18 protein-coding genes and 1 tRNA gene are annotated in these 20245 nt (G+C 72.9%); 16 read left to right on the top strand and 3 right to left on the bottom strand.

The window, feature by feature from the left end:
- Positions 1 to 261 precede the first annotated feature (261 nt).
- A complete protein-coding gene (locus tag ACSW7Y_RS07855; protein ID WP_438125746.1) occupies positions 262 to 534 on the bottom strand; it encodes a DUF4031 domain-containing protein in 273 nt (90 codons plus the stop codon).
- Between the two features lie 179 nt (positions 535 to 713).
- Between ACSW7Y_RS07855 and rplU the strand changes: the two genes are divergently transcribed.
- The 15 genes from rplU to ACSW7Y_RS07780 all read left to right on the top strand — a co-directional run bounded on the left by rplU (position 714) and on the right by ACSW7Y_RS07780 (position 17284).
- A complete protein-coding gene (gene rplU / locus ACSW7Y_RS07850; protein ID WP_058724856.1) occupies positions 714 to 1022 on the top strand; it encodes a 50S ribosomal protein L21 in 309 nt (102 codons plus the stop codon).
- A 14-nt stretch (positions 1023 to 1036) separates the two neighbouring features.
- On the top strand, positions 1037 to 1291 hold the full coding sequence (gene rpmA / locus ACSW7Y_RS07845) for a 50S ribosomal protein L27 (RefSeq protein WP_438125745.1): 255 nt from the start codon (positions 1037 to 1039) through the stop codon (positions 1289 to 1291).
- 121 nt (positions 1292 to 1412) lie between these two features.
- On the top strand, positions 1413 to 2972 hold the full coding sequence (gene obgE, locus ACSW7Y_RS07840) for a GTPase ObgE (RefSeq protein WP_438125744.1): 1560 nt from the start codon (positions 1413 to 1415) through the stop codon (positions 2970 to 2972).
- A 7-nt stretch (positions 2973 to 2979) separates the two neighbouring features.
- Positions 2980 to 3795, top strand: a complete 816-nt coding sequence (gene proB / locus ACSW7Y_RS07835; protein ID WP_438125743.1) for a glutamate 5-kinase — start codon at positions 2980 to 2982, stop codon at positions 3793 to 3795.
- Positions 3796 to 4260: 465 nt separating this feature from the next.
- A complete protein-coding gene (locus ACSW7Y_RS07830) occupies positions 4261 to 5526 on the top strand; it encodes a glutamate-5-semialdehyde dehydrogenase (protein ID WP_438125742.1) in 1266 nt (421 codons plus the stop codon).
- A gap of 36 nt (positions 5527 to 5562) precedes the next feature.
- Entirely contained in the window at positions 5563 to 5769 is a 207-nt protein-coding gene (locus ACSW7Y_RS07825; RefSeq protein ID WP_438125741.1) for a hypothetical protein, read from the top strand.
- Positions 5770 to 5780: 11 nt separating this feature from the next.
- A complete protein-coding gene (gene nadD, locus ACSW7Y_RS07820) occupies positions 5781 to 6380 on the top strand; it encodes a nicotinate-nucleotide adenylyltransferase (RefSeq protein WP_438125740.1) in 600 nt (199 codons plus the stop codon).
- Positions 6377 to 7798 carry a hypothetical protein gene (locus tag ACSW7Y_RS07815; protein ID WP_438125739.1) on the top strand — a complete coding sequence of 474 codons (1422 nt, stop codon included), beginning with the start codon at positions 6377 to 6379 and terminating at the stop codon, positions 7796 to 7798. The genes nadD and ACSW7Y_RS07815 overlap by 4 nt, the downstream gene beginning before the upstream one ends.
- Positions 7799 to 7991: 193 nt before the next feature.
- A complete protein-coding gene (gene rsfS / locus ACSW7Y_RS07810; RefSeq protein WP_438125738.1) occupies positions 7992 to 8363 on the top strand; it encodes a ribosome silencing factor in 372 nt (123 codons plus the stop codon).
- Positions 8364 to 8544: 181 nt separating this feature from the next.
- Positions 8545 to 8620 (top strand) — tRNA-Ala (locus tag ACSW7Y_RS07805).
- A 91-nt stretch (positions 8621 to 8711) separates the two neighbouring features.
- Complete coding sequence (locus tag ACSW7Y_RS07800) at positions 8712 to 9650, top strand: aldose 1-epimerase family protein (protein WP_438125737.1); 939 nt, start codon at positions 8712 to 8714, stop codon at positions 9648 to 9650.
- A 35-nt stretch (positions 9651 to 9685) separates the two neighbouring features.
- Positions 9686 to 11158 (top strand): anthranilate synthase component I family protein, encoded by a 1473-nt coding sequence (locus tag ACSW7Y_RS07795; RefSeq protein ID WP_438125736.1) that lies wholly within the window; start codon positions 9686 to 9688, stop codon positions 11156 to 11158.
- Positions 11159 to 11257: 99 nt separating this feature from the next.
- Entirely contained in the window at positions 11258 to 12097 is an 840-nt protein-coding gene (locus tag ACSW7Y_RS07790) for a hypothetical protein (RefSeq protein WP_438125735.1), read from the top strand.
- 107 nt (positions 12098 to 12204) lie between these two features.
- Complete coding sequence (locus ACSW7Y_RS07785; protein ID WP_438125734.1) at positions 12205 to 13800, top strand: DNA polymerase Y family protein; 1596 nt, start codon at positions 12205 to 12207, stop codon at positions 13798 to 13800.
- Positions 13801 to 13810: 10 nt separating this feature from the next.
- The gene (locus ACSW7Y_RS07780; protein WP_438125733.1) at positions 13811 to 17284 is read left to right on the top strand and encodes an error-prone DNA polymerase; all 3474 of its coding nucleotides are present in this window, start codon (positions 13811 to 13813) and stop codon (positions 17282 to 17284) included.
- 14 nt (positions 17285 to 17298) lie between these two features.
- Here the strand turns inward: ACSW7Y_RS07780 and ACSW7Y_RS07775 are convergent, their stop codons facing one another.
- Positions 17299 to 18837, bottom strand: coding sequence for a sensor histidine kinase (locus tag ACSW7Y_RS07775; protein WP_438125732.1), 1539 nt, complete (start codon positions 18835 to 18837; stop codon positions 17299 to 17301).
- Positions 18834 to 19511, bottom strand: a complete 678-nt coding sequence (locus tag ACSW7Y_RS07770; RefSeq protein ID WP_438125731.1) for a response regulator transcription factor — start codon at positions 19509 to 19511, stop codon at positions 18834 to 18836. Before ACSW7Y_RS07770 ends, ACSW7Y_RS07775 begins: the two co-directional genes overlap by 4 nt.
- Positions 19512 to 19720: 209 nt before the next feature.
- Here ACSW7Y_RS07770 and ACSW7Y_RS07765 point away from each other — a divergent pair, with 209 nt between their 5' ends.
- Positions 19721 to 20044, top strand: coding sequence for a hypothetical protein (locus tag ACSW7Y_RS07765; RefSeq protein ID WP_438125730.1), 324 nt, complete (start codon positions 19721 to 19723; stop codon positions 20042 to 20044).
- Positions 20045 to 20245 lie beyond the last annotated feature (201 nt).

The raw sequence follows: 20245 nt of genomic DNA, 5'->3' as shown, positions 1-20245 counted from the left end.
CCCCTGGGTGCCCCCGCAGCGCTGACCCGGCCCCGCAGCGCTGACCCGGCCCCGCAGCGCTGACCCGGCCCCGCAGCGCCCGCACGGACCCGTAGCGCTCGCCCGGTCCCGCAGCGCTGGCCCGACCACGTGGGTGGACCTGATCCCGCAGGGCGGACCCTGCCGGACGACCGGGCCCGACCCGGCGCACGACCGCCGGTGCCGTGGCGGGGGCGACCCGTGCCTCCAGGCAGGCTCCGGCGACCGACCGTCCGCGGTCCGTCAGGTCGGACGCTTGTCCCGCTGCGCCACGCGGAGGCCGCTGCCGATGAGGCGCAGCACGAGCTCCCGACCCGTCACGGGCGTCGCGCCCGCGGCCACGAGTTCGTCGTAGCGTGCCATCGGCACGTCGTAGTGGTCGTGGTCGAAGGCACGACGGGGGAGACCCGCGGCGCTCGCGAAGGCGTGGAGTTCGTCGTACGATTCGTCGCTGACGAGGTGCGACCACAGCGTGTCGTGCGCAGGCCACGTCGGCGGGTCGATCAGGACGGTCACCCGCCAATGCTACGTGTGTCGCCGTTTGACCGGACCCGGTGGGATCGAGTATTCTCGATCCCTGGTGTCAGCGGGCCGTTCTGCCTGCGTCGCCGATCGGGCCCGGCCTCCCCGGGAGCCGCTCGTGCAGCAGTGGGCACCCGAGACTTCCCTCAAGCAGAGTACGTAAGGAATTCCACGTGGTTTACGCAGTAGTGCGCGCCGGCGGCCGTCAGGAGAAGGTCGAGGTCGGCACGATCCTCACGATCGACCGTGCCAAGGCCGATGACAAGGGCAAGATCAAGCTCGCCCCGGTGCTCCTCGTGGACGGTGACACCATCACGTCGGCCGCGACCGAGCTCGCGAACGTGACGGTCACCGCCGAGGTGCTCGAGGACCTCCGCGGTCCGAAGGTCGTCATCCAGAAGTTCAAGAACAAGACCGGGTATAAGAAGCGCCAGGGCTTCCGCGCTGAGCTCACCCGCGTCAAGATCACCGAGATCGCGTAAGGCGGGAGTAGAAGATGGCACACAAGAAGGGTGCGAGCTCCACTCGCAACGGTCGTGACTCGAACGCACAGCGCCTCGGCGTGAAGCGCTTCGGCGGCGAGGTCGTCAACGCCGGCCAGATCATCGTCCGCCAGCGCGGCACGCACTTCCACCCGGGCGCCAACGTCGGCCGTGGTGGCGACGACACGCTGTTCGCCCTCTCGGCCGGTTCGGTCGAGTTCGGCACCAAGGGCGGCCGCAAGGTCGTCAACATCGTCGGCGCTGCGTAAGCGACCCACGATCTGACTCTGCGGGAGGGGCGGGCCACGTGCCCGCCCCTCCCGTTCTCTTTTCGGCACCACCGGAGCTTCGGCACCACCGAATGCTCCTGCAACACCTAGGAGTGGACCCATGGCGACGTTCGTCGACCGCGTGACCCTGCACCTCAGCGCGGGGGACGGCGGCAACGGCTGCGTGTCGGTCCGCCGTGAGAAGTTCAAGCCCCTCGCCGGCCCGGACGGCGGCAACGGTGGTGACGGCGGCGACATCGTGCTCGTCGCCGACCCGCAGGTGACGACCCTGCTCGGGTACCACCGGTCGCCGCACCGCTCGTCGAAGAACGGCCAGCCCGGCATGGGCGACATGCGGAGCGGGATCAGCGGCGAGACGCTCGAGCTCCCCGTCCCGATCGGCACCGTCGTGCACGACGAGCGCGGTGAGGTCCTCGCGGACATGACCGAGCCGGGCATGCGCGTCGTGGTGGCGGCGGGCGGACAGGGTGGCCTCGGCAACGCGGCGCTCGCGACGACGAAGCGCAAGGCACCGGGTTTCGCCCTCCTCGGCACCCCGGGGGAGTCCGGCGACGTCAGCCTCGAGCTGAAGACGATCGCCGACGTCGCGCTCGTCGGCTTCCCGAGTGCCGGCAAGTCCTCGCTCATCGCGGCGATCTCGGCCGCGAAGCCGAAGATCGCCGACTACCCGTTCACGACCCTCACGCCGAACCTCGGTGTCGTCGAGTCCGGCTCCACCCGTTTCACCGTCGCCGACGTCCCCGGTCTCATCGAGGGCGCGTCCGAGGGCAAGGGCCTCGGACTCGAGTTCCTCCGCCACGTCGAGCGCTGCGAGGCCCTGCTGCACGTCATCGACTGCGCGACCATGGACCCCGGTCGTGACCCGATCAGCGACCTCGACGTCATCCTCGGCGAGCTCGAGCGCTACCCGGTCCCGGAGGGGCAGGTGCCGCTCCTCGAGCGCCCGCAGCTCATCGCGCTCAACAAGATCGACGTCCCGGACGCCTCCGAGCTCGCCGACTTCGTCACGGCTGAGCTCGAAGGCCGCGGCTACCGCGTCTTCCCGATCTCGACGGCCTCGCACAAGGGTCTCCGCGAGCTGACCTTCGCCCTCGCGGACATCGTCGAGCGCGCCCGTGCGGAGCGTGCCGTCGAGCCGCAGCCGGAGCGCATCGTCCTCCGCCCGAAGGCCGTCGACGAGGTGCCCTTCACCGTCCGGGCCGAGGGCGGCGAGGAGCACCGCTTCTACCGGGTCCGCGGCGCCAAGCCCGAGCGCTGGGTCCAGCAGACCGACTTCACCAACGAGGAGGCCATCGGCTACCTCGCGGACCGCCTGGCCAAGCTCGGCGTCGAGGACGGTCTGTTCAAGGCCGGAGCGGTCGCCGGGTCCACCGTGGTCATCGGCGGCGACGGCGGCACGGTCTTCGACTGGGAGCCGACGCTCACCTCGACCGCGGAGCTCATCACGAGTGCGCGCGGCACGGACTCCCGGATCGGCGCGACCTCGCGACCGACCCGCAACGAGCGCCGCGAGGAGTACTTCGAGCGCATGGACGCCAAGGCCGCCGCCCGCGCCGAGCTCGAGCAGGAGCGCATCTCCGGCCTCTGGGCGGACGAAGACGCGGACGACACGGACCCGTTCTCCGGCGAGGTCGAGCGCCACCACGAGGGCAAGGACTGACCGGGGCATGACCGAGGCGACCGACATCCACCTGGGCCCGGTGCGAACGCGTGCTGACATCCCGCGGGCGCGACGACTCGTCGTGAAGGTCGGGTCGTCCTCCGTCAGCGGCGGCAACGTCGGGCAGATCGGCGCCCTCGTCGACGCGCTCGGTGCCGCCCACGCACGCGGGACCGAGGTGGTGCTCGTGTCGTCCGGTGCGATCGCGACCGGGTTCCCGTTCCTCGGGCTCGAGGGGCGCCCCGACGACCTCGCGACGCAGCAGGCCGCGGCGGCGACCGGGCAGAACGTCCTCATGTTCCGCTACCAGAAGGAGCTCGACCGGCACGGTGTCGTCGCGGCGCAGATCCTCCTGACCGCCGGCGACCTGCAGAACCCGACGCACCGGGTGAACGCGCAGCGGGCGATCGACCGGCTCCTCGCGCTCCGGGTGCTGCCGATCGTCAACGAGAACGACACCGTCGCGACGCACGAGATCCGCTTCGGGGACAACGACCGACTCGCGGCCCTCGTCGCCAGGCTGCTCGGGGCTGATGCCCTCGTGCTGCTCTCCGACGTCGAGTCGCTCTACACGAAGCCGCCGCAGCAGCCCGGCGCTGAGCCGATCATGCACGTGCCGTACGGCGACGAACTCGCGGGGGTGACGTTCGGGTCGATCGGTGCCGCGGGCGTCGGGACCGGGGGCGCCGGCACGAAGGTCGCCGCGGCCCGGCTCGCGGCGGACGCGGGGACGTCGGTGCTCGTGACCGCGACGTCGTTGGTGGCGTCGGCGTTGGCGGGCGAGGACGTCGGGACCTGGTTCGAGGCGGCTCCGCGCGCGTAGGGGTGCAGCCGCGTCGGCCGGCGCGCGGCGCGGTCGCCATCGGCCTGGAGGCGCGGGGCGACTCCGGCAGGTCGTGGGACGTCCGGCGCACTCGGCCTGGAGGCGCGGATCGGCTCCGGCACGTCGTGGGACGCCCGCCATCGTCCGGCCCGGGGGCGCGGCTCGGGCCCGCCACGCCGCGCTGCGTCCGGCATCGCGCTGGCCGGCGACGTGCCCGGCGCTGACACGCCCGGTCACGTCGGTCGAGCGGTCACGACGCGTCGGTCCCGCCGCCGGGGAGCGACCGTTCGTGCCCACGCCGCGCCACGCGCGCGGCGAGTCGTGACCGATCGGGCGAGTGGGTCGCGCGGGCCGGGCCGCGACCGAGGTTCGGCGATCCCTGCACCGGCGGCGTGCCTCCAGGTCGGGTCCACAGGGAGGAAGCCCGCCACGTCATGACGGCGACGGCAGACCTATGATCGAGCCATGTCGCTGACCGCACCCGCTCCGACCCTGACCGACAAGCTCGTCGCCGCTCGCGACGCGGCGTCGGTGCTCGCGACCGCGACCACGGCGGTCAAGGACGCGGCGCTCGGCGCGATCGCCGCGGGGGTGCGCGCCGCGACGGACGAGATCGTCCGCGCGAACCACGAGGACCTCGTCGCGGGCGAGGACGAGGGACTCTCCTCGGGCCTCCTCGACCGGCTCCGCCTCGATGCGGCACGGATCGACGCCCTCGCCGTCGCCGTCGAGCACGTCGTCGGTCTGACGGACCCGGTCGGGCAGAACGTCCGCGGCTCGGTGCTGCCGAACGGGCTGCAGCTGACCCAGGTCCGGGTGCCGTTCGGTGTCGTCGGAGCGATCTACGAAGCGCGCCCGAACGTCACCGTCGACATCGCGAGCCTGGCGCTGAAGAGCGGCAACGCGGTCGTGCTCCGGGGCGGCTCGGCGGCACAGCGCACGAACGCCGTGCTCGTGGCGCGCATCCAGGACGCCGTGGCCTCGGTCGGCTTGCCGCGCGAGCTGGTCCAGACCATCGACGAGTTCGGCCGGGCGGGCGCCACCGAGCTCATGCGGGCACGGGGGCTCGTGGACGTGCTGATCCCGCGGGGGAGCGCATCGCTCATCCAGACGGTGGTCACGGAGTCGCAGGTCCCCGTCATCGAGACCGGCGCCGGCGTGGTGCACGTCTTCCTCGACGAGTCCGCTCCGGAGGACCGCGCGGTCGACATCGTGCTCAACAGCAAGGTGCAGCGGCCGAGCGTGTGCAACGCCCTCGAGACCCTCCTCGTGCACGAACGTGCCGCAGAACGCCTCCTCCCGGTGCTGGCCGACCGGCTCCGCGCAGCCGGGGTGACGCTCCGGGGCGACGACGCGACCCGCACGATCGTGCCGGGGGTGCTCCGTGCGACCGACGCCGACTGGGCGACGGAGTCGATGGACCTCGACCTCTCGGTGCGCGTCGTGCCGGACGTCGACGCCGCGATGGCGCACATCGCGACCTGGTCGACGCACCACACCGAGTCGATCGTGACGAACGACGTCGACACGGCGGAGCGGTTCCTCGCGGGCGTCGACTCGGCGGTCGTGATGGTGAACGCCTCCACCCGGTTCACGGACGGCGGCGAGTTCGGCTTCGGGGCCGAGGTCGGCATCTCCACGCAGAAGCTGCACGCCCGCGGGCCGATGGGCCTGCCCGAACTCACGAGCACCAAGTGGATCGTGCGCGGCCAGGGCCAGATCCGCGGCTAGACTGAACGGCGTCTTTCCACCGACCGAACGGAGCACATGACGATGACCCTCCTCGCCGAAGCCGCAGAGCACGCCTCCGGGGTCCCCGCGTACGTCTTCCCGCTCGTCGGTGCCCTCTTCTTCGCGTTCCTCGGGTTCGTCACCTGGAGCTTCCGCGACGTCGCGTACCGTCACTCGCACAAGTTCGAGGCCACTCGCCACCACGAGACCGGCGTCGACGAGTTCGGCCACACGAAGCTCTGACCCGTCACCCCATGCTCGAGAGCTCGGGGCGGCCGCGCATCGGTGTGATGGGTGGCACGTTCGACCCCATCCACCACGGCCACCTCGTGGCAGCGTCCGAGGTCGCGCGCGCGTTCGACCTCGACGAGGTGGTGTTCGTCCCCACCGGCCAGCCGTACATGAAGTCCGACGTGACCGATGCCGAGCACCGGTACCTGATGACCGTGGTCGCGACGGCGTCGAACCCGATGTTCACGGTCAGTCGGGTCGACATCGACCGGCCGGGCCCGACGTACACCGTCGACACCCTGCGGGACCTCCACGAGCAACGGCCCGACGCGCAGCTGGTCTTCATCTCGGGCGCGGACGCCGTTCAGCAGATCCTCGACTGGAAAGACCATGATGGCCTCTGGGACCTCGCGCACTTCGTCGCCGTGACGCGCCCGGGCCACGACCTGAGCATCACCGGCCTGCCGGAGCGGGACGTCAGTCTGCTCGAGGTGCCCGCGCTGGCGATCTCGTCGACCGACTGCCGCGATCGGGTCCGGCGCGGGTTCCCCGTCTGGTACCTGGTGCCCGACGGGGTCGTCCAGTACATCTCCAAGCACCATCTGTATCGGAGCGTTGCATGAGTTCGTCCGACGCGCACCCGCCACTGTCGCGGCGTCAGGCGCGCGAGCGTGAGCGCGCTGCCGCCGCCGGTGGCCAGCCCGTGACGCCGCCGCCGACCGTCGCCGCACCCACGTCCGCCGACGGTTCGGAGCAGGCCCGTCGCCGGCCCGGTTCACACGTCGCCCCGGCACCGTCCGGCGCCGCACAGTCGGGCGTGCCCGATCTGCCGCCGGCGTCCGCGACCGAGATCGTCCCCGGCACCGGTGGCCTGACCCGCCGTCAGCTGCGTCTGATGCGCGAGGCCGAGGTCCAGGCGGTCCTGCCGGTGCCGCTGCAGAACCCCACCCCGCAGTCGTCGGACCGCACCGTCCAGGACGTCATCGGCTCGGTCTCCACCCTCGAAGACGACCAGGCCGTCGCTGAGCCGACGCCTGCCGCGTCCGCGCCGAGTCCGGTCGCGTCTGCGCCCGGCCCGGTCGGGTCCGCTCCGAGCCCGGTCGCGTCCGCGCCGACCGCCGCTTCGGCGACGGCAGCGGAGCCACCCGTCGAACTCGACGAGGCCGCTGTGCAGCAGGCCACGGAAGCCGACGGTTCGCCGGACGCGGTCGAGCCCCTCGAGGAAGCCGCAGCGCACGCCGAGGAGCCGCGTCGCCACCGCTCCACCTGGGCGCCGCACGACGCGGAAGCCGAGCTCGACGACCCGGCCGACGCCGAGGCTGTGCCCGCGGGCGACGAGTCAGCGGCTGCGGTCGAGCCGCCCGCGGACGCGTCCACGGGCGCGCCGCTCGCACCGAAGCTGCCGTCGGTGGACGCTGCGACGCCCGGCGTGTTCCCGCTGTCCCTCGACGACGACACGAACGAGACGCCCGTACAGCGGCCTTCCGACGACTCCGCCGCGTCCAGCAGTGTGCCGGCGGCGGTCCAGCGCCCGGTCGAGCCGAAGCCCGTCACGACCGCGTTCCAGCCGCCGGCCGGCCACTGGTCGGCCCTCGCGCACGACTCGAACGATGCCGAGGTCCACGACGAGGAGACCGGCACCCGCCGTGTCGCCGCGTCGAACCCGAACGCGATCGTGTTGCCGAACTCGGCGCTCGCCGATCCCACCGGGGCGTTGAACGCCACGGGCGAGGTCATCCTCACCGGCTCGATCGACCTGCCGGCGTCGCTGTCCTCGACGGGGTCGCACCGGCCGATCGACGGCGCCGAGGTCGACCGCCTGCTCGAACAGCACGACGAGCAGCCGGAGACCGACGCCAGCCCGATCCGTGCGAGCCGTGCGGTGTCGAGCCACACCTCCACGCGCCAGGTCGTCCTCGCGGCGGCGAAGCCGAAGGAGTCGAAGACCCCGATGGTCCTCGCCATCTCGGTCGGTGCCGTCGGACTGTCCGCTGCCGCGGTGATCATCGTGGCGCTCCTCACGACGCACCCGTTCGGCTGAGACGCAGGCGCAGGACCGCGCTCCCGTCGGACCCGGCTGGCCGGTGTCCGAGGTCTGACCTATGATGACGGGGCCGATCACCTCGGCACCCCGCCGATCACCTCGGCACCCCGCCGACCACATCGGCACCCCGCCGACCACCTCGGCACCCAACAGTCCGGCACCGTGTCGGGCGACGACCGGAAGGACCTGCGTGCCCGCCTCCTCACGCGCTCTCGAACTCACGCAGATCGCCGCGACCGCGGCGGACGCCAAGCAGGCCGAGGACCTCGTCGCACTCGACGTCACCGGGCCGCTCCAGCTGACGGACGTGTTCCTCCTGGCGACCGGTCGGAACGAGCGCAACGTGCTGTCGATCGCCGACGAGGTCGAGGAACGACTCATCGAGGCCGGCGCGAAGCCGCTGCGTCGTGAGGGCCGCTCCGAGGGACGCTGGGTGCTCATCGACTTCGGTGACGTCGTCGTGCACGTCTTCCACGAGGAAGACCGGCAGTACTACTCCCTCGAGCGACTCTGGGCCGACTGCCCGACGATCCCACTCGAGTTGCCGGTCGAACAGGGCTGAGCCGAACGGGGCTGAGCCGAACGGGCTGAGCCGAACGGGGTCGGGCCGAACCGGGGCGAACGCGACGCGCCCGGGTGGCGGTGACGATTTCGTTCCCGGGTGTTCGCATGGTGTACGCTTTCATGGTGCCTCCGGGGAACCGGGAGCACGAAGCAACACCGACGGGTCAGCAACACCCAACGGGTCTGTGGCGCAGCTGGTAGCGCACCTGCATGGCATGCAGGGGGTCAGGGGTTCGAGTCCCCTCAGATCCACCATCGAAAGCCCCGCGGTTCTCCGGAACCGCGGGGCTTTCGCCGTTGTTGCGTCCGGTACGAGCGAGTCCGGCCGGGCCGATACGCTGACCCCATGAGTGCTGAGCACGTGGGCGAGGGTGCCCCGCTGTCCGGATCGCAGCTGACGATCGCCGCCGCCGGGTACACCGCCGACATCGCGACGGTCGGCGCCTCGCTCCGGACCCTCCGGCACGAGGGGCGCGACCTCGTGGTGCCCTTCGACGCCGACGAGGTCCGCCCGGTCTTCCGCGGGGCCGTCCTCGCGCCGTGGCCGAACCGCGTCGTCGACGGTCGCTACACGTTCGACGGCATCGACCAGGAGCTCGCGCTGACCGAGCCGACCCGCCAGCACGCCCTGCACGGCCTGGTGGGGTGGACCGACTTCACCGTCGAGGCCCACGAGCCCGACCGTGCGGTGCTCAGCACCACCGTCCCCGCTCAGCAGGGCTACCCGCACCGCGTGGTCGTCACGGTCGAGTACCGCGTCGACGGCGACGGGCTGCACACCGCGATCACCGGTCGGAACACCGGCCCCTCGCGCGCTCCGTGGGGGACCGGTCCGCACCCGTACCTCGTCGCGGGTCCCGGCTCGGTCGACGACTGGACGCTCACGCTGCCCGCCGCCGAGGTGCTGGAGGTCACCCCCGACCGGCTGGTCCCGACCGCGCTCGTGCCGGTGCACGACGAGTTCGACCTGCGCGAGCCGAGCGTGATCGGGCCGCGGTTCATCGACCACGCCTTCACCGGTTTCGTCCGTGACGCCGACGGCACGGCCGTGATCGACGTCGTGGCCGAGGACGGGCACGGCGTCCGCGCGTCCTTCGGCACCGAGTGCGGCTGGGTGCAGGTGCACACCGCCGACCACGTCGTCCCGGAGTACCACCGGTCGGGCCTCGCGGTCGAGCCGATGACCTGCGCCCCCGACGCCTTCAACACCGGAGCCGACCGCGGGCTGCTCGTGCTCGAGCCCGGTGCCGCGCACACCGCCGCATGGACGATCGCCGCGATCTGACCCACGACCGCCGCGATCTGACCCACGATCCCGGGGTGCGGATCGCGGTCCGGCCGCTCGCGGGGACCCCGGACCTCGGACGGCTCGCGGACGGCACCGCCGACGTGGTGTGGCTCGACTCCGGCCTGCCCGACGGCGCCCCCACGGTGGCGGCGGAGCGGGCGGCCTGGTCGGTGCTCGCGGTCACCGACGGGCCGTTCGCCACGCGGTTCCGGCACGGACTGCGGCGCGCGGTCCTCGACGTGGCCGCCGCTGCACGGGTGTGGTTCGGGCCGTCCCGGAGCTCCGACGAGCCGGCGTTCGCCGTGCTGGACGACCTGCTGGCGCGGACGCCGCGGCTGCCCGAGCCGGTCACGGGGTGCGGGTTCGCGCTCGGCTGGGTCGGGTTCCTCGGCTACGAGCTCGGTCGTGAGTCAGGCGGGCCCGACCGGAGCGCCGCCGACCACCCCGACGCGGACCTCCGGTTCGTCGACCGAGCGGTGGTCACCGGTCCCGACGGCGCTTCGTGGGCGCTCGCCCTCGTCGCCGACACGGAACCGGACGCCAGCGCGGCGAACCGGGCCTGGCTCGAGGAGGTGACCCTCCTGCCCGCGCGTGCCGACGTCGTCGACGTGCCCCCGGGCCTCCCGGCCGTCCCCGCACCGGGACGCGTCACGCGCGCCACCTACGAGGCGGCCGTCGAGTCGTGCCGACGCGAGATCCGCGAGGGCAACGCCTTCCAGGTCTGCCTCACCACCGCCTTCGCGGTGCCCGGCCTGGAGGCACGGGTCGCCCCCGGCACGGATCCCCACCTCGTCGAGTACCTGCGGCTGCGGGCCGCGGACCCCGTGCCGTTCGGGGCGTACCTCCGTCTCGGGACGCTCCGCGTCGCCAGCCGGTCGCCGGAGCGGTTCCTGCGCATCACGGCGGACGGCGTGGTCACCGCCGAACCGATCAAGGGCACCCGTCGGCGTGCCACGGACCCCGAGGTCGACGCGGCGGTGCGGGCGGACCTCGCCGCGAGCGTGAAGGACCGCGCGGAGAACGTGATGATCGTCGACCTGCTCCGCAACGACCTGCTCCGGACGGCGGTGCCCGGGTCGGTGCACGTCGACCGACTGTGTGCCGTCGAGACCTACGCGAGCGTGCACCAGCTCGTGTCGACGGTGTCCGCGGTGCTGCCGGCGGGCGCCTCGCGCGCGGCGACGGTCCGGGCGGCGTTCCCCCCGGGGTCGATGACGGGCGCGCCGAAGAGCAGCGCCACGGCGATCGCGGACCGCCTCGAGGGTGCGCCGCGCGGGGTGTACTCGGGTGCGGTCGGGTACTTCTCGGCGAGCGGCTCGGTGGACCTGTCGGTGGTCATCCGCACACTGGTCACGGTGGTCGACGACGACGGCCGTGTGCTCGCCCGGACCCTCGGGGCCGGGGGCGCGGTGACGTGGTCGTCCGACCCCGCGGACGAAGCGGACGAGGTCGAGACGAAGACCCGATCGGTGCTCGGCGGGGTGGGGGCGGTCGCACGCTGGTGACGCGCGCGGGTGCGTGAGCGCCGCACGCGCGTTCGAGTCGGCGGTGCTCTCGGCGGAACACGGCGTGTCGAACGTGCGTTCGAGCCGATCGTCCACAGGATGTCGGACCTGATTGACATCATCGAACACATGTTCGAATATGAGGGCATGCAGTCGGCAGCGGCACTCGCGTCGCCGGGGGACCCAGGAGGGTCTCCCCGGACGGACCGGGCTGCCCGGCCCGTCCGGCGGGTCGACCACCTCGGGGACGCCCGTGCGGCGCTCGAGCGGATCACGAGCCTGCGGTCCCGGGTCGCCGAGATGGAGGCCACACGGGTCGACACCGTCGTCGGGCTGCCGACGGCGCCGGCGATCGCACCGCTGCTGCCCGGGGGTGCGATCCGCGTCGGGGGCACGTACGCCGTGCAGGACTCGGTGCTGCTGGCGATGACGATGCTGCAGGCGGCCTCGGCCGAGGGAGCCTGGTGCGCGGTCGTCGGGGTGCCGTCCTTCGGGGTCGAAGCGGCAGCCGCGGCGGGGATCGACCTCGAGCGGCTGGTGCTCGTGCCGGACCCGGGCGACCAGTGGTTGACGGTCACGGCCGCCCTCGTCGACGTCGCGCAGATCGTGCTCACCCGGCCGCTCGGCCGCGTGGTGCCCGGGGACGTCTCCCGGCTCGCCGCCCGGCTCCGGCAGCGCGGCGGTGCGCTCGTCTCGCTCGGGTCCTGGCCGGGGGCCGACGTCTCGCTGCAGGTGACGGCCTCAGACTGGGGCGGCATCGGGCACGGTCACGGCTACCTGTCCGAGCGTCGGGCCACGGTGACGGCCACCGGGCGTGCCGGCGCGGTCCGCCCGGTGAGCGCCGAACTCCTGCTGCCCGCGGCCGACGGCATGGTCCGTCCCGTGGAACCCGCCGCGGCGTCGCAACCGGTGCTGCGTCCGGTGGCGGTGGCGTCGTGAGCCCGCGCGGTCGGGCCGGCTCGTCCCGTGGTGCCGCGCCCCGTGTCGGGCTGCCCCGCACCGGGGTGTCCGGCGCGGGGGCAGCGCTGCACGGGGGGAGTGCTCCGGTGCTGCGCAGTGGGGCGGTCCCCGAGGCCCCGCCGACGCGCACGATCGTGCTCTGGTGCCCGGACTGGCCGGTGGTCGCCGCTGCCCGGGCGGCCGGCGAGCCACCGGAGCAGCCGTTCGCCGTCGTGGCCGGCGGACAGGTGTTCGCCTGCTCCGCGAGCGCCCGGCAGCACGGGGTGGCTCGCGGGCTCCGGGTGCGCGAGGCCCAGGCGCGCTGCCCGGGGCTCGTCGTGCAGCCCTACGACGACGCCCTCGACCACCGAGCCTTCGAACCCGTCATCCGTGCGGTCGAGGCGGCGGTCCCCGGGGTCGAGGTCCTGCGCCCGGGGACCCTCGCGCTCCGCTCACGCGGGCCGGCACGGTACTACGGCGGTGAACGGGCCGCGGCGGCGACGCTCGCGGGCATCGCGGCCGACCACGGCGCCCCCGGAGTGCGGGTGGGCGTCGCGGACACCCCGTTCGCCGCCGAGCAGGCCGCCCGTGCCCGTCCGGTGCGTCCGGGGGAGCGGACCCGGATCGTGCCGGTCGGCGGTTCTGCCCCGTTCCTCGCCGACCTCCCGCTGGGGGTGCTCGGGGACGCCGACCTCGCCGTGCTCCTGGGCCGGCTCGGCATCACGACCCTCGGCGGGTTCGCCGCCCTCGGTGACGAGCAGGTGCGCGACCGCTTCGGGCAGGCCGGCGCCTTCCTGCACCGGCTCGCGGGTGGCCGCGACCCGCGCGAGATCGCCGCGCGCGAGGTCCCGCCGGAGCTCCGGGTCGAGGCGTCGTTCGAGCCGCCGCTCGACCGGGCCGACCAGGTCGCCTTCGCGTTCCGGCGCTCGGCGGACGACTTCGCCGAGCGTCTCCGCATCGCCGGACTCGTCGCGACGAGCATCCGGGTCGGGATCGTCGACGAACGCGACATCCTGCTCGAACGGGTCTGGGTGCATCCCCGCTGGTTCGACGCGTCCGACGTCGTCGACCGGGTGCGGTGGCAGCTCGCCGGTGGGGTCGACCCCACGGGGCTCGAGGCCCCCGTCGTGCAGGTCGTGCTCGAGCCCGTCGCGGTCGACGACACGGCGAACCACGAGCGTGGGCTCTGGGGCTCCGGGCCCGACGAACGGGTGCACCACGGGCTCGCGCGGGTCCAGGGGCTCGTCGGGCACGACGGCGTCGTGACCCCGCGGATCGGTGGCGGGCGCACGCTCGCAGAACGGGTGGTGCTCGTGCCGTGGGGAGACGCCCCCGTCGGTGGGGAGCGCGCACTGGCGACCATCCGTGACCGTCCGTGGCCCGGCAAGCTGCCGGGGCCACCACCGGCGACGGTGCTCGACCGTCCACGTCCGGTCGACGTCGAGACCGCCTCCGGCGTCACCGTCGACGTCGACGACCGCGGCGTGCTCACCGGCGAACCCGAGCGATTCCGTGCCGAGGGCGAGCGGGGCGGTCGGTTCGGTCCGGTGACCGCGTGGGCGGGGCCGTGGCCGCTCGTCGTGCGCTGGTGGGAGTCCGGCGGCCGACGCCTGCACCGGCTCCAGCTCGTCGACGACGGGGGACGGGCCTGGTACCTCGTGCTGGCCGACCACCGGTGGTGGGCCGAGGCCGTGGCGACGTGAGGAGCACCTGATGGGCTACAGCAACCCCCCGATCCCGTGGTCGCAGTTCGAGCGTGCCCTGTCCGACCGCCGCAGTCCGGGCAGCACGCACGCCGGCGACGGCGGTGACAGTCCCGCCTGGTCGCGGAAGCGCGAGAAGTACGTGCCGCCGTCGCTCCGACGCGACGACTCCGGCCCCGTCGTGCCCTACGCCGAGCTGCACGCGCACTCGACGTTCAGCTTCCTCGACGGCGCGAGCTCGCCCGAGGAGCTCTTCGAGGAGGCCGCACGGCTGCGCCTGCACGGCCTCGCCCTGACCGACCACGACGGCTTCTACGGCGTCGCCCGGATGGCCGAGGCCGCCGAGTCGTACCCGGGCCTCGCGACCGTCTACGGCACCGAGCTGTCACTCGGCCTCACCGAACCGCAGAACGGCGTCCCCGACCCCGAGGGCACACACCTGCTGCTCCTCGCCGACGGGCAGGACGGCTACCACCGGATGGCCGGGGCGGTGACGAACGCCCACCTGACAGCCGGCGCCGAGAAGGGTCGACCGCAGTACGACCTCGACGACCTCGCGGAGCGGGCCGGCGGACACTGGCGGGTGCTCACCGGGTGCCGCAAGGGTGCCGTGCGGCAGGCGCTCGAGCGCGGTGGCGAGTCCGAGGCCGAGGCCGCCCTGCGCCTCCTGCTCGACCGGTTCGGCACCGGCAACGTCGTGGTGGAGCTCACCGACCAGGGCGATCCGCTGGACTCCGCCCGGAACGACGTCCTCGCCGCGCTCGCCGCACGGCACGCACTGCCCGTCGTGGCGACGGGGAACGTCCACTACGCGACCCCGGCCCGGTTCCCCGTGGCCTCGGCACTCGCGGCGGTACGGGCACGTCGGAGCCTCGACGAGATCGACGGCTGGCTGCCGGCGGCCGACACGGCGTACCTGCGCTCGGGGGCCGAGATGGCCAGACGCTTCGCCCGGTGGCCGGGTGCCGTCGAGTACAGCGTGACCCTCGCCGACGAGCTCGGGTTCACGCTGAAGACCGCGCGGCCCGGTCTGCCGAAGCTCGACGTCCCGGAGGGGCACACCACCATGTCGTGGCTCCGCGAGCTCACGTGGGAGGGCGCCCGGCGGTTCTACCCGGGCAGCGACGACGGGGTCGACCCGGCGAAGCGGACCCGCATCGAACGCGAACTCGCCGTCATCGAGGACAAGGACTTCCCGGGGTACTTCCTCATCGTCCGCGACATGGTGCAGTTCGCCCGGCAGCGGGGGATCCTCTGCCAGGGCCGGGGATCCGCCGCCAACTCCGCCGTCTGCTACCTGCTCGAGATCACCGCCGTCGACTCGATCCGGTACGGACTGCCGTTCGAGCGGTTCCTGTCGGCCCTGCGCGACGAGGAGCCCGACATCGACGTCGACTTCGACTCGGACCGTCGTGAAGAGGTCATCCAGTACGTCTACGAGAAGTACGGCCGGTTCAACGCGGCACAGGTCGCGAACGTCATCACCTACCGGCCGAAGGGTGCTGTGCGCGACATGGCGAAGGCGTTCGGGCACAGTCCCGGGCAGCAGGACGCCTGGTCGAAGCAGGTCGAACGGTGGGGGTCCGTGACCGAGAGCCAGGACCACGACATCCCCGCGCCCGTCGTGGACATGGCGCAGCAGGTGCTCGGGTTCCCTCGGCACCTCGGCATCCACTCGGGCGGCATGGTGCTCACCGACCGACCGGTGGGTGAGGTCGTGCCGATCGAGCACGCCCGGATGGACGGCCGCACCGTGCTGCAGTGGGACAAGGACGACTGCGCCTACATGGGGCTCGTGAAGTTCGACATGCTCGGGCTCGGGATGCTCGCCGCACTCCAGTACGCGTTCGACCTCGCAGCGGAGCACTGCGGGGAGCGGTGGGACATGCACACCATCCCGAAGGAGGAACCGGGCGTCTACGACCAGCTCTGCCGCGCCGACACCATCGGGGTGTTCCAGGTCGAGTCCCGCGCGCAGATGGGGTCGTTGCCGCGGTTGCTGCCCCGCGAGTTCTACGACCTCGTCATCGCGGTCGCGCTCGTGCGTCCCGGACCGATCCAGGGCGGCGCCGTGCACCCGTACATCCGCCGTCGAACGGGTGCCGAGGAGATCACCTACCCGCACCCGCTGCTCGAACCCGTGCTGGCCCGGACCAAGGGCGTGCCGCTGTTCCAGGAGCAGCTCATGCAGATGGCGGTGGTCGTCGGCGGGTGCACGGGCGACGACGCCGACCTCCTCCGGCGGGCGATGGGGTCGAAGCGCGGGCACGAGAAGATCGAACGACTGCGCGAGAAGCTCTACGAGGGGATGGCGCGGAACGACATCCACGGGGCCGACGCCGACGCCATCTACGCCAAGATCCAGGCGTTCGCGAACTTCGGCTTCGCGGAGAGCCACTCGATCAGCTTCGCGCTCATCGTCTACGCCAGTGCCTGGATGCGGTTGCACTACCCCGGGGTGTTCCTCGCGGCGCTGCTCCGGGCCCAGCCGATGGGGTTCTACTCGCCGCAGACCCTCGTGGCGGACGCTCGACGGCACGGCGTCCGGGTGCTCCGTCCGGACATCCTGCGGTCGGAGGTCGACGCCACGATGGAGCCGCTCGACGGTGCCGGCGCAGGGGCCGGTGCCGGAGCGGGTGCCGGAGCGGGTGCCGGTGCCGGTGCTGACGGGCCGGTGACGACCGGCGACGACGGGTGCGTGGCCGAAGAGCAGCCCGAGGTGCCGCCGTTCGACCGCTCGCTGCCGGACGACACCGCTCGGCACCGCCGCGACGGTGCGTTCGTCGTCCGGCTCGGGCTCGCCGAGGTGACCTCGCTCGGCCGCCGCAGCGCGGAGCGGATCGTCGCCGAGCGTCGGGCGAACGGCCCCTTCACCGACATGTCCGACCTCGCCCGCCGGGTCGGGCTGACGACGGCGCAGCTCGAGGCGCTCGCAGCGGCGGACGCGTTCGCCTCCCTCGGCGAGGACCGCCGCAGCGGGATCTGGTCAGCCGGGCAGGCGGCAGGGGAGCGCCCCGACCAGCTGCCCGGCACCCAGGTGGTCGTGCAGCCTCCGCTGTTCGGACAGATGACGAGCGGGGACGTCCTCATCGCGGACATGTGGTCGACGGGGATGACGACCGACGACCACCCCGTCCGGCACGTCCGACCGGTGCTCGAGCGCCGGGGCGTGCTGAGCGTCGCGGACACGATGATGGCGGAGAACGGCCGGCGGATCGAGGTCGGTGGGATCGTCACCCACCGGCAGCGTCCGGCGACGGCATCGGGCATCACGTTCATGAACGTCGAGGACGAGACCGGGCTCGTGAACGTGATCTGCAGCGTCGGGGTGTGGGGGCGCTACCGCCGCACCGCTCGCGAGTCGCCCGCGGTGATCGTGCGGGGGATCCTCGAACGGTCGGACGAGGGCGTGGTCAACGTGGTGGCGGACCGGATGGAGCGCCTGCCGCTGGCGGTGCGGACCCGGTCGCGGGACTTCCAGTGAGGTGGACGGCCTCGCTACCGGGCTTCGGGGACCGTGATGGTGACCTCGAGTCCGCCGGAGCGGACGTTGCGGAGGGACGCCGTGCCTCCCGCGCGTTCCGCGATGGCCCGGACGATCGCGAGCCCCAGTCCGGAACCGCCGGGCATGGTGATCGCACCCGTCGCGGGGTCAGGGTTCGGCCGCGACTTGCGGGCTTCGTCGGGTCGCGTGAACCGGTCGAAGGCCACCGGGATGAACGACTCCGGGACACCGGGGCCGTCGTCGGTGATCTGCAGGACGCCCTCGCCGTCGGCGCTCCGCCACGAGACGAAGATCCCGCCGCCACGGGGGAGCGCTGCCACCGCGTTGCCCGCGATGTTCGTGACGAGCTGGGCCATCCCGCCGCTGTCGAGGCGGTACCGCGGTTCGGACGCGTCGTCGGTGCCCGCGCCGGAACCGCCGATGCCACCGGAGCCGGTGTGGCCGTGGGCCACCGGCGCCTCGAGGTCGAAGTCGACGGTGATGTCCTTCGCCGACGCGATGAGCCGGACGCGGTCGACGGCGGCCATGACCTCGTCCCCGAGGTCCGACCAGGTCGTCGTGGGCTGCTCGGCGCCGTCCTGCTCCCGGCGTTCCGACTCCTCGATCCGGGAGAGCGCGAGCAGGTCGTTCGCGAGCCGCGACAGGCGCGCGACGCTGTGCTTGGCGCGCTCGATGTGGGCTGCCAGGGCGGTCGCGTCGTCGCCGTCCAGGGACGCCAGGTCGAGTTGGGTCGTGAGGATCGCGAGCGGCGTGCGGAGCTCGTGGCTCGCGTCGCTGACCATCTGGCGTTCGCGCTCCGTGGCCTGCCGGGTCCGGGCGAGGAACGCGTTGAGGGTGGTGGCGAGCGATGCGAGTTCGTCCTGGGCCGGGCCGACCGGCAGCTCGGCACGCTCGGGGGCGACCGAGAGCCGCTCGGCCTCGCGCCGCATCCGGTTCACCGGGCGGAGCGCCGTCGTCGCCAGCACCCACGACGCGACGCCGAACGCGATGAGGATCGCCAGGCCGGTGAGGGACAGGGTCGTGGTGAGGTCGTCGACGACGAGGGCCTCGGCTTGCGAGTTGCGTGCGGCGACGACGGTCCAGCGGCCGGCGCGGTTGACGGGGTGCTCGACGACGACCCGGTACTGCGAACTCGCGACGTCGATGACGCGCGTGCCGGCCTGTTCCTCGGCCAGACTGCCGAGCGCACGCTCGAGGCGTCCGGGCATGGTCGAGAGCACGATGTCGCCCGAGGGGGAGACCACCGCGACGAGCTGGGCGTTCCCAGGCTGCGAGAGGTCGGGGTCACTGTCGACCTCGAGCGTCGCGACGTACGGATCGGCGTCGGCGTCGAGCAGCGTCCGGGTGGCGCTCGCGACGACGCTGACGACCTGGAAGCGCATCACGAGCACGAGCAGGACGATCACGACCGCCGCGATCGCCGTCGACCCGATCGTGATCCGGGCACGCAGCGAGAGCAGCCGGAGCGGGCGCACGAGGCCCCGGCGTCCGGTCGGCGCGTCCGACCGTCCGTCCGGGGTCGTGGTGCTCACGCTCCGACGAGGTCGAGCCGGTAGCCGCGTCCGCGGACCGTCGAGATCGCCACGGTGGCCTCGTGCGCGGTCAGCTTCTTGCGGAGGTACGAGATGTACTGCTCCACGACGTTCGGGTCGACGTGCTGCGAGCCGTCCCAGACCTCCTCGAGGATCTTCGGACGGTCGACCACGCTGCCGACCGACCGAGCGAGCAGGCGCAGGAGCGCGAACTCGGTCGGGCTCATCGCCACACGCTGGCCCTTGATCGCGACGCGACGGGCCTCGGAGTCGATCGCGACGTCGCCCACCTCGATCGTGCGGGGTGCGCCGGCGGTCTCGCGGCGGCCGAGCGCACGGAGCCGGGCGAGGAGCTCGGCGAACGCGAAGGGCTTCGTGAGGTAGTCGTCCGCACCGGCGTCGAGACCGAACACCCGGTCGTCGACGGCATCGCGCGCGGTGACCAGCAGGATGCGGACCGGGTCCTCCCGCTCGCGGATCCGTCGGGCGAGCTCGAAGCCGGACATGCCCGGCATCATGACGTCGACGACCGCCAGGTCGAATGACTGCTCCCCGAGTGCGATGAGCGCCTCGACGCCGTTCTCGACCGCGACGACGCGGTACCCCTCGGCAGCGAGTCCGCGTTCCATGAGGGCGCGCATCTCGTCGTCGTCCTCGACCACCAACAACCGCATAGTGGACCTCCTCGCCCCCATCGTGGCATCGAACCTGTACGCGCGGGAGGTCCCCGGGCGGATCCGGCTGAATCTCGTCACAGAACGGTCCTGCGGTAGAACGTTCTGTCCCACGTTCGAGGGACATGAGGACTGCTCTCTTCATTGCTAGGCTGCGATCGGATCGAGCGCGCCCGACGCTGGGTCTGCACGGGGGCACCACCATGACCATGACCGAGACGCCGGACCACCCGGCGATCATCCGGCTCCGGATCGAGCTCGACGCAGCCTGGAAGAGCGTCTGCGCGCTCGAGGGCCTCGCGGACGACCGCCGTGGGAGGGTCGTCGCGGAGCTGCGGACAGCCGTGCCCGACGTCGCGAGCCGCGCGGCGCTCGAGGCCGGGACGGACGCTGCGGTCGCGGAGATCAGCCGCTTCGCCGAGGCCGAGGTCGCCCGCGTCGACGTGCTCGAGGCGGGCGCGCTGGTGCCGTCGGCCGTCCTCTGGGACGACATCGTGCACACCGCCGCCGAGGCTGCCGCAGCTCGTCGCTGACCCGGCCGCGGGCCCGGCACACTCGCCCGCCGGCGCCGCCCGCACGTCTGCGCGCCCACGAGTCTCGCGGGCGGCGCCCCGAGTCTCGTGCCAGCGCCGCCGCGTCTCGTGCTCGCGCCGCCGAGTCTCGTGCCGGCGCCGCCGAGTCTCGCGTGCAAGGACAAGTCTCGTGCTCGTGGGCGCGAGACTCGTCCGCTACCA

This window comes from Curtobacterium flaccumfaciens, assembly GCF_051548005.1.
Classification (GTDB): domain Bacteria; phylum Actinomycetota; class Actinomycetes; order Actinomycetales; family Microbacteriaceae; genus Curtobacterium.
This window is presented reverse-complemented; position numbering and strand designations above follow the sequence as displayed.

Excerpts from the sequence above, each read along its gene's own strand:
- obgE (WP_438125744.1), top strand. The coding sequence starts at position 1,413 with ATGGCGACGTTCGTCGACCGCGTGACCCTGCACCTCAGCGCGGGGGAC.
- ACSW7Y_RS07830 (WP_438125742.1), top strand. The coding sequence starts at position 4,261 with ATGTCGCTGACCGCACCCGCTCCGACCCTGACCGACAAGCTCGTCGCC.
- ACSW7Y_RS07780 (WP_438125733.1), top strand. The coding sequence starts at position 13,811 with ATGGGCTACAGCAACCCCCCGATCCCGTGGTCGCAGTTCGAGCGTGCC.
- ACSW7Y_RS07800 (WP_438125737.1), top strand. The coding sequence starts at position 8,712 with ATGAGTGCTGAGCACGTGGGCGAGGGTGCCCCGCTGTCCGGATCGCAG.
- rpmA (WP_438125745.1), top strand. The coding sequence starts at position 1,037 with ATGGCACACAAGAAGGGTGCGAGCTCCACTCGCAACGGTCGTGACTCG.
- proB (WP_438125743.1), top strand. The coding sequence starts at position 2,980 with ATGACCGAGGCGACCGACATCCACCTGGGCCCGGTGCGAACGCGTGCT.
- nadD (WP_438125740.1), top strand. The coding sequence starts at position 5,781 with ATGCTCGAGAGCTCGGGGCGGCCGCGCATCGGTGTGATGGGTGGCACG.
- ACSW7Y_RS07765 (WP_438125730.1), top strand. The coding sequence starts at position 19,721 with ATGACCGAGACGCCGGACCACCCGGCGATCATCCGGCTCCGGATCGAG.
- ACSW7Y_RS07770 (WP_438125731.1), bottom strand. The coding sequence starts at position 19,511 with ATGCGGTTGTTGGTGGTCGAGGACGACGACGAGATGCGCGCCCTCATG.
- ACSW7Y_RS07815 (WP_438125739.1), top strand. The coding sequence starts at position 6,377 with ATGAGTTCGTCCGACGCGCACCCGCCACTGTCGCGGCGTCAGGCGCGC.
- ACSW7Y_RS07790 (WP_438125735.1), top strand. The coding sequence starts at position 11,258 with ATGTCGGACCTGATTGACATCATCGAACACATGTTCGAATATGAGGGC.
- ACSW7Y_RS07825 (WP_438125741.1), top strand. The coding sequence starts at position 5,563 with ATGACGATGACCCTCCTCGCCGAAGCCGCAGAGCACGCCTCCGGGGTC.